Annotated in this window: 8 protein-coding genes and 1 pseudogene; 7 read left to right on the top strand and 2 right to left on the bottom strand. The window is 72.7% G+C overall.

All coding sequences use genetic code 11. The features are described 5' to 3' along the window. Positions 1-251, top strand: a 251-nt coding sequence (locus tag ABD378_RS37990; protein WP_344528884.1) for an iron chelate uptake ABC transporter family permease subunit, incomplete at its 5' end; no start/stop codon positions are given. 14 nt (positions 252-265) lie between these two features. Further along, positions 266-1147, top strand: a complete 882-nt coding sequence (locus tag ABD378_RS37985) for an ABC transporter ATP-binding protein (RefSeq protein WP_344528882.1) — start codon at positions 266-268, stop codon at positions 1145-1147. On the opposite strand, the gene ABD378_RS37980 is transcribed toward ABD378_RS37985, so the two are convergent. Next, the gene (locus tag ABD378_RS37980) at positions 1131-1478 is read right to left on the bottom strand and encodes an alkyl sulfatase C-terminal domain-containing protein (protein ID WP_344528880.1); all 348 of its coding nucleotides are present in this window, start codon (positions 1476-1478) and stop codon (positions 1131-1133) included. The genes ABD378_RS37985 and ABD378_RS37980 overlap by 17 nt on opposite strands. A 42-nt stretch (positions 1479-1520) precedes the next feature. On the opposite strand from ABD378_RS37980, the gene ABD378_RS37975 reads away from it, so the two are divergent. Genes ABD378_RS37975 through ABD378_RS37965 form a run of 3 tightly spaced genes read left to right on the top strand, consistent with a single transcriptional unit; the run spans position 1521 to position 3590 of the window. After that, entirely contained in the window at positions 1521-1850 is a 330-nt protein-coding gene (locus ABD378_RS37975; RefSeq protein ID WP_344528878.1) for a hypothetical protein, read from the top strand. Positions 1851-1857: 7 nt separating this feature from the next. Next, positions 1858-2673, top strand: a complete 816-nt coding sequence (locus ABD378_RS37970) for a TlyA family RNA methyltransferase (protein ID WP_344528876.1) — start codon at positions 1858-1860, stop codon at positions 2671-2673. Between the two features lie 11 nt (positions 2674-2684). Further along, positions 2685-3590, top strand: a complete 906-nt coding sequence (locus tag ABD378_RS37965) for an NAD kinase (protein ID WP_344528874.1) — start codon at positions 2685-2687, stop codon at positions 3588-3590. A 42-nt stretch (positions 3591-3632) separates the two neighbouring features. Here ABD378_RS37965 and ABD378_RS37960 read toward each other — a convergent pair whose 3' ends face one another. Further along, complete coding sequence (locus ABD378_RS37960; RefSeq protein ID WP_344528872.1) at positions 3633-4982, bottom strand: FtsX-like permease family protein; 1350 nt, start codon at positions 4980-4982, stop codon at positions 3633-3635. Positions 4983-5190: 208 nt separating this feature from the next. On the opposite strand from ABD378_RS37960, the gene recN reads away from it, so the two are divergent. Both recN and ABD378_RS37950 read left to right on the top strand, forming a co-directional pair. Continuing rightward, positions 5191-6918, top strand: a complete 1728-nt coding sequence (gene recN, locus ABD378_RS37955; protein WP_344528901.1) for a DNA repair protein RecN — start codon at positions 5191-5193, stop codon at positions 6916-6918. A 428-nt stretch (positions 6919-7346) separates the two neighbouring features. Continuing rightward, positions 7347-7546, top strand: a pseudogene (locus ABD378_RS37950) (hypothetical protein); the annotation flags it as partial.

Raw genomic sequence — 7546 nt, 5'->3', positions numbered from 1 at the left:
CCGCGGCGGCCGGCCCCGTCAGCTTCGTCGCGCTCACCGCGCCGCAACTGGCCAGGCGGCTCACGCGCTCGCCGGGGCCGAACCTCATGCCCGCGATGTTCATGGGCGCCACCCTGCTCATCGTCGCGGACTGGGCGTCGCAGCGGGCCTTCGGCGCCGATCAGCTGCCCGTCGGCGTGGTCACGGGCGTGCTCGGCGGGATCTACCTGCTGTGGCTCCTCGTCATCGAGCGCAAGGCGGGGCGGATATGAAGGCGCGCACGGCCATGAACACGAATACCTCTGAGAGCACCGACAGGCAGGAGCGTGCCGCAGTGAACCGGCTCATCGCGGACGACGTGACCCTCGGCTACGACCAGCGCGTCATCGCCGAGAAGTTGTCCGTCGAGATACCCGACAACTCCTTCACGGTGATCGTCGGCCCGAACGCCTGCGGCAAGTCCACCCTGCTGCGCGCCCTGTCCCGGATGCTCAAGCCATCCGCGGGCCGTGTCCTGCTCGACGGCAACGTCATCCAGTCGCTGCCCGCGAAGAAGGTGGCGCGGACGCTCGGCTTGCTCCCGCAGTCGTCCATCGCGCCCGACGGCATCACGGTGGGCGACCTGGTGGCGCGCGGGCGCTATCCCCACCAGGGGCTCCTTCGCCAGTGGTCGGCGGAGGACGAGCGGATCGTGGGCGAGTCGATGGCGTCGACCGGTGTCGCCGAACTGGCTGATCGCTATGTCGACGAACTCTCGGGCGGTCAGCGCCAGCGCGTCTGGATCGCGATGGCGCTCGCCCAGCAGACCCCGCTGCTTCTCCTGGACGAGCCGACGACGTTCCTCGACATCCAGCACCAGATCGACGTGCTCGACCTGTGCGCCGACCTCCACGAGGAGCAGGGCCGCACGCTCGTCGCCGTCCTGCACGACCTCAACCACGCGGCCCGGTACGCCACCCACCTCATCGCCCTGCGCGACGGCCAGGTCGTCGCCGAGGGCGCGCCGTCCGACATCGTCACGACGGAGCTGGTGCGGGACACCTTCGGGATGGACTGCCAGATCATCGACGACCCGGAGTCGGGGACGCCGCTGGTGGTGCCCGCGGCGCGACGGGGACGGACGAAGCCGAAGGCGACTGCCGAAGCCGGGGCTAAAGCAGCGACCTGAGGCGGAGCAGGTCGCGCAGGCCCGCCTCCAGCTTGACCCGGCCGGAGGCCCAGGCCTTCGCGAAGTTCAGCTCGCCGTCGACCATCGCCACGAGATCGTCGCCGGACATGGTGAGGCGGATCTCGGCCTTCTCGCGAGGGGGGCCGGGATGCGTGTCGAGCACCGTGATCCGGCCGTTCTCGAGGCGGCCCGTGAAGGTCACGTCAAGATCGGTGATGCGGCAGCTCAGCGAGCGGTTGAGCGCGGCGGCGCTGCGTACGCCGCCTTCGGCGCCCGCAAGGTTGTCCGAGAGTCTGTCCAGCGCCGTGCGGCACTCTTCGATCGTCGCCATCGTGATCGACGGTACCGCAGCGCTTCGAGGTAGCGTCTGGGCATGAGCGACTCGATGCCGGGCCCCGAGCCTGAGCCGGTGGAGCCCGAGGCCGCGGAGGCGGAGGCGGAGACGTACGACCCCGTCGGGCCCGCGCCCCTCGGGGTGGAGCGTGTCCCCACCGGTGACGCGGAGGTGGACAGCCTGCTCCGGCGTCTCGGCGACGCCGACCACCTCGCCACGGACGGCCACATCGAGGTGTACGAGGATGTACACCGGGGACTGCGTGACGCGCTGACCGCGCTCGACGCACGCCCCGGGCCGCCGGTGCCCTCACCCATGGGGACGCCCGCGCCTTCGTCCCAGCACTCACCCCCGTACAACAGGAGCTGAACAGAACGTGGCAGGAGTGGCACGCCGCCGCCTCGACGCCGAACTGGTCCGCCGCAAGCTGGCGCGCTCGCGCGAGCACGCCAGCCAGCTGATCGCCGCAGGGCGGGTGACCGTCGACAAGAACACCGCGACGAAGCCCGCGACGCAGGTGGAGACCGCCGCCGCCATCGTGGTCGCGACCGACGACAGCGACCCCGACTACGTCTCGCGCGGCGGCCACAAGCTGGCGGGCGCGTTCGCCGCGTTCGTGCCGCAGGGCCTGGTCGTCGAGGGGCGGCGCGCGCTCGACGCGGGCGCGTCCACCGGCGGCTTCACCGATGTGCTGCTGCGGGCGGGCGCCTCGGGCGTCGTCGCCGTGGACGTCGGGTACGGCCAGCTCGCCTGGTCGCTGCAGAGCGACGACCGGGTCACCGTCAAGGACCGTACGAACGTACGTGAGTTGACGCTGGAGGCCATCGACGGCACCCCCGTCGACCTGGTCGTCGGCGACCTCTCGTTCATCCCGCTCGGCCTGGTCCTTCCCGCTCTCGTGCGCTGCGCCGCCCCGGACGCCGACCTGGTCCTCATGGTCAAGCCGCAGTTCGAGGTCGGCAAGGAACGTCTGGGCAGCGGCGGTGTGGTGCGCAGCGCGGAACTGCGGGCCGACGCCGTACGCGGTGTGGCGCGCCAGGCGTGGGGGCTCGGGCTCGGTGTACGTGGCGTGACCGCGAGCCCGCTGCCCGGACCTTCCGGAAATGTCGAGTACTTTCTGTGGCTGCGTGCCGGGGCGCCCGAACTCGACCCGGCGGACGTTGACCGTGCCGTGGCGGAGGGGCCCCGTTGACCCAGACCCGAGTGACCCAGACCCGAGCTCGTACTGTTTTCCTGCTCGCGCACACCGGACGGCCGGCCGCCATCCGCAGTGCCGAACTCGTCGTCCAGGGGCTGCTGCGCAGCGGCATCGGCGTACGGGTCCTCGAGGCTGAGGCGGCCGATCTGCCGCTGCCGCCCGAGGTCGGCACGGTGAAGGAGGCCACTCCCCAGTGCCTCGACGGCTGTGAACTGCTCGTCGTGCTCGGCGGCGACGGCACGCTGCTGCGCGGCGCCGAGTTCGCCCGCGCCTCCGGCGTGCCGATGCTCGGCGTGAATCTGGGCCGTGTCGGCTTCCTCGCCGAGGCCGAGCGCGACGACCTCGACAAGGTCGTCGACCGGGTGGTGACGAGGGCGTACGAGGTCGAGGAGCGGATGACCATCGACGTCGTCGTGCGCAGCAACGGCGACGTCGTGCACCGCGACTGGGCGCTCAACGAAGCCGCCGTGCAGAAGATGTCGGCCGAGTTGATGCTCGAGGTCGTCCTGGAGATCGACGGGCGCCCGGTCACCGGCTTCGGCTGCGACGGCATCGTGTGCGCGACGCCGACCGGCTCCACCGCGTACGCCTTCTCCGCGGGCGGGCCCGTGGTGTGGCCGGAGGTGGAGGCGCTCCTGATGGTGCCGATCAGCGCCCACGCCCTGTTCGCCAAGCCCCTGGTGACCTCGCCGGACTCCGTGCTCGCCGTCGAGGTCCAGCAGCACACGTCGCACGGGGTGCTGTGGTGCGACGGCCGGCGGACCGTGGAACTGCCGCCGGGGGCCCGGGTCGAGGTGCGCAGGGGCGAGGTGCCGGTGCGGCTCGCACGGCTGCACCACGCGTCGTTCACGGACCGCCTCGTGGCCAAGTTCGCGCTGCCGGTCTCGGGGTGGCGCGGGGCGCCTCACTAGCCGTACGCGCCAGGCACCCTCGCGTTGCGCCGGGCGCCGCCGCTAGGCCGTGCTGACCACGGATATCGCGCGGCGCCGCATCACCGACGCCACCGGCAGGCCCGTGGCCAGCAGTGTGAGGAGCAGGGTGCCCGCCGCGATCCCCGTCGGCACGCCCCACGGCAGGTGGGGGAGCGACGAGCCGAAGGCCGTGCTGAGGATGGGGGCCAGCGTGCCGAGCGCGATGGCGGCGCCGAGCAGGAGCGCCGTCCCCGCGACGACCACGGCCTCCCAGGCCGCCATCGCCCGCACCTGGGCCCGCTGGCTGCCCACGACCCGCAGCAGGGCGACATCACGGCGGCGCTCGAAGGAGATCATGGCGAGGGTGTTCGCCGCGGCGATGGCGGCGAAGCCCGCGTACAGCCCCGTGCCCACATAGTCGAGCCAGACCTCGCCCGTGCTCCCCGCGGAGCCCGTGTAGTGCTCCGCCGTCGTGTGCATGCCGATCTTGGTCAGGCCGAAGCCCACGACCAGGACGAGCGGCACGACCGCCGCGGAGAAACGGCGGGGCTGCGAGCGGACGTTGAGCATCGCCAGGCGCGCACTGCTGCCGAACCGGCCCACCAGCGCGGAGACCAGCCAGGCCGCGGGCCCGATGATCCGCGGGCCGAGCAGCCCCGCGCCGACGCAGAAGAGGATCAGGACGAGGAACGCCCCCTCACCCGCCTCGTCCGCGGGCTGCTTCGACAGGAGCACCGAGACCACGCACGCCCCCGCGACAGCGATGAGGCCGAGCGGCGCCCGCAGCAGGCCGAGCCCCCGTCGCCCCGTCGCCGCCTCGCTCAGGGCGCGGGCCGGGCGAAGGAGCGAGAACCGCAGCGCCGAGAGGACCGCGGCGAGCGTCGTCGTCACCACGGCCACGCCCAGGCACACCGGCAGGGCGACCCAGCTGAACCGGAAGTCCACCTCGGCGGGGAGCAGTCCGTGCGAGACCATGCCCGCGTGCCACCACCGCGCGGCGAAGCCGCCGAGGACGAAGCCGGCGAGCGCCGCCGGTATCGACGCGGTCAGGGCCTGGACGGCCACCGCGCGGCGGATCTGGCGGGGCCTGGCGCCGATGGAGCGCACCATGGCCAGCTCGCGGTGCTGCTGCGTGACGGCCGTGCCCATCGTCGACGCGACGACGAATATCGACATGTAGATGGAACCGATCAACAGGACGACGGCCATGTCACCGACGCCGTTCTCGGTGATCTGCTCGCGTGCCCGCGCGGAGAGCCCGTCCGTGCCCGTCGCGGCGAGCATCATCGTCGAGGCGCTCACCACGGTCGCCGCGAACAGCGCGGCCACCGCCGTGCCCACGAATGCCGGGCGGTGCGCGCGCAGCGCCGCCTGTGAAAGTCCCGTTCCCATAGTGATCAGCTTGGGGCGCTGGGGCACCCGCGCACCAGGAGGCTGGCAGGAAGATCATGGTGGGGTAATCCCCACCCTCCTGCGAGTGACGGCGTCCGTTCGGTCCGCCTTTGCCACCTGCGTCTTCGTGGAAGGAAGGTGGAAGGAGACCAGGTGCCGTCGCACACCTGGCCCATGACCTCGTAAGGTCGTGTCCGTGTTGGAGGAGATGCGGATACGGTCGCTCGGAGTCATCGACGACGCGGTGGTCGAGCTGTCGCCGGGGTTCACCGCCGTGACGGGCGAGACCGGTGCGGGCAAGACGATGGTGGTCACCAGCCTTGGCCTGCTGCTCGGCGGACGCGCGGATCCCGCTTTGGTGCGGATCGGCGCCAAGGCGGCGGTGGTGGAGGGGCGGATCACTGTGCCCGCGGGCGCCTCGGCCGCCGTGCGCGCGGAGGAGGCGGGGGCCGAACTCGACGACGGGGCGCTGCTGATCAGCCGTACCGTCTCGGCGGAGGGGAGATCCCGCGCGCATCTCGGCGGGCGGTCGGTCCCGGTGGGTCTGCTGTCCGAGCTCGCCGACGACCTCGTCGCGGTGCACGGTCAGACGGACCAGCAGGGCCTGCTCAAACCGGCCCGGCAGCGCGGGGCGCTCGACCGGTACGCGGGCGACGCGGTCACCGTGCCGCTGGCCAAGTACACGGCGGCGTACCGCAGGCTGCGGGCCGTGACGACCGAGGTCGACGAGATCACCACGCGTGCGCGTGAACGGGCCCAGGAGGCCGATCTGCTGCGCTTCGGCCTCGACGAGGTCGCGGGCGTCGAGCCGCGGGCGGGCGAGGACACCGAACTGGCCGCCGAGGCCGAGCGGCTCGGCCACGCGGAGGCCCTGGCCTCCGCCGCCACGTCTGCGCACGCCGCGCTCGCGGGCAACCCCGAGGACCCGGAGGGCGTCGACGCCACGACGCTGGTGGCGGGCGCCCACAGGGCCCTCGATGCGGTGCGTTCCCACGACCCCGCCCTGGCCGCCCTCGCCGAGCGGATCGGCGAGATCGGGATCCTCCTCGGCGATGTCGCGGGGGAGCTCGCGGGATACGCCGACGACCTCGACGCCGATCCCCTGCGCCTCGCGGCGGTGGAGGAGCGGCGGGCCGCGCTCACCCAGCTGACCCGGAAGTACGGCTCCGACATCGATTCCGTGCTCGCCTGGGCAGAGGAGGGTGCCGCGCGGCTCACCGAACTCGAGGGCGACGACGACCGTCTCGACGAGCTGACCGCCGAGCGGGACGCGCTCCGTGGTGAACTCGCGGGGCTCGCGCAGGCGTTGACCGACGCGCGTCAGGAGGCGGCGTCGCGGTTCGCGGCGGCCGTCACCGAAGAGCTTGCCTCGCTTGCGATGCCGCACGCGCGCGTGACGATCGACATCACCAGTACGGAGGTGCCGGACGGCGCGGACGGTGTGCCGGTCGACGGGCGCCTGGTCGCGTACGGCCCGGCGGGTGTCGACGAGGTGGAACTCCTCCTGGCACCGCATCCGGGCGCCCCGCCCCGGCCGATCGCCAAGGGCGCGTCCGGCGGTGAGCTGTCGCGCGTGATGCTCGCCGTCGAGGTCGTCTTCGCGGGCACGGACCCCGTTCCGACGTATCTCTTCGACGAGGTCGACGCCGGTGTCGGCGGCAAGGCCGCGGTCGAGATCGGCCGCAGGCTCGCCAGGCTCGCCAAGTCCGCGCAGGTCGTGGTCGTGACGCACCTGCCCCAGGTGGCGGCGTTCGCCGACCGGCAGCTCCTTGTGGAGAAGACGAACGACGGGTCCGTGACGCGGTCCGGGGTTCTCGTGCTCGAAGGGGAGGACCGGGTGCGGGAGTTGTCGCGGATGCTGGCCGGTCAGGAGGACTCGGAGACCGCTCGGGCGCATGCGGAGGAGTTGCTGGCGACGGCTCGGGGGGACGGGTAGCGGGCGGGGGCGCCTTGAGCGGGCTCGCTGCGTACCGCCGGTCACCGGCTTCGCCGAGTTCGTCCTCAAACGCCGGACGGGCTGAACGGGCTGAGGGCGGGATCGGCCGGTCTGGAGGCGGGATCGGGCGGGTTGAAGGCGGGAGCGGCCGGGTTGAAGGGTGAGCCGGTCCGGTCTGAGGGCGGGATCGGACGGTCTGAGGGCGGGACCGGCCGGTCTGAGGGCGGGATCGGGCGGGTTGAAGGGTGAGCCGGTCTGGTCTGAAGGCGGGACCGGCCGGTCTGAAGGCGGGATCGGCCCGGTCTGGAGGCGGGGTCGGCCGGTCTGAAGGCGGGATCGGGCGGGTTGAAGGGGATCCCGTCCGTTCTTGAAGCGGGTTCGGGCGGGCTGTGAGTGAGCCCGGGCGGGCCGAAAGTAGGCTGGCTCGCATGATCGACCGTAAGCCCGCCCGGCGGCTCACCGCCCTCCTCGCCTCAGCCGCCGTCACCCGCGCGGCCACCACCGCGCTGCGTTCACGCGCACCCGGCGGGCCCGACCGCTGGCAGCGGAAGAACTATGCGGGGCGGGCAGTGGAGTTGTACGCCGGGCCCGCCGCCGCCCTCGGTGCGGCGGCCGCAGCCGTGGCGCT

Origin of the sequence: Streptomyces rectiviolaceus, assembly GCF_039533825.1 — a bacterium.
Classification (GTDB): domain Bacteria; phylum Actinomycetota; class Actinomycetes; order Streptomycetales; family Streptomycetaceae; genus Streptomyces; species Streptomyces rectiviolaceus.
The sequence above is the reverse complement of the archived record's forward strand: the minus strand, read 5'-3'. Positions and strand labels throughout refer to the sequence as shown.

Coding starts and splice junctions, on each gene's coding strand:
- ABD378_RS37985 (WP_344528882.1), top strand. CDS start 266: ATGAACACGAATACCTCTGAGAGCACCGACAGGCAGGAGCGTGCCGCA.
- ABD378_RS37980 (WP_344528880.1), bottom strand. CDS start 1,478: ATGGCGACGATCGAAGAGTGCCGCACGGCGCTGGACAGACTCTCGGAC.
- ABD378_RS37975 (WP_344528878.1), top strand. CDS start 1,521: ATGAGCGACTCGATGCCGGGCCCCGAGCCTGAGCCGGTGGAGCCCGAG.
- ABD378_RS37960 (WP_344528872.1), bottom strand. CDS start 4,982: ATGGGAACGGGACTTTCACAGGCGGCGCTGCGCGCGCACCGCCCGGCA.
- recN (WP_344528901.1), top strand. CDS start 5,191: ATGCGGATACGGTCGCTCGGAGTCATCGACGACGCGGTGGTCGAGCTG.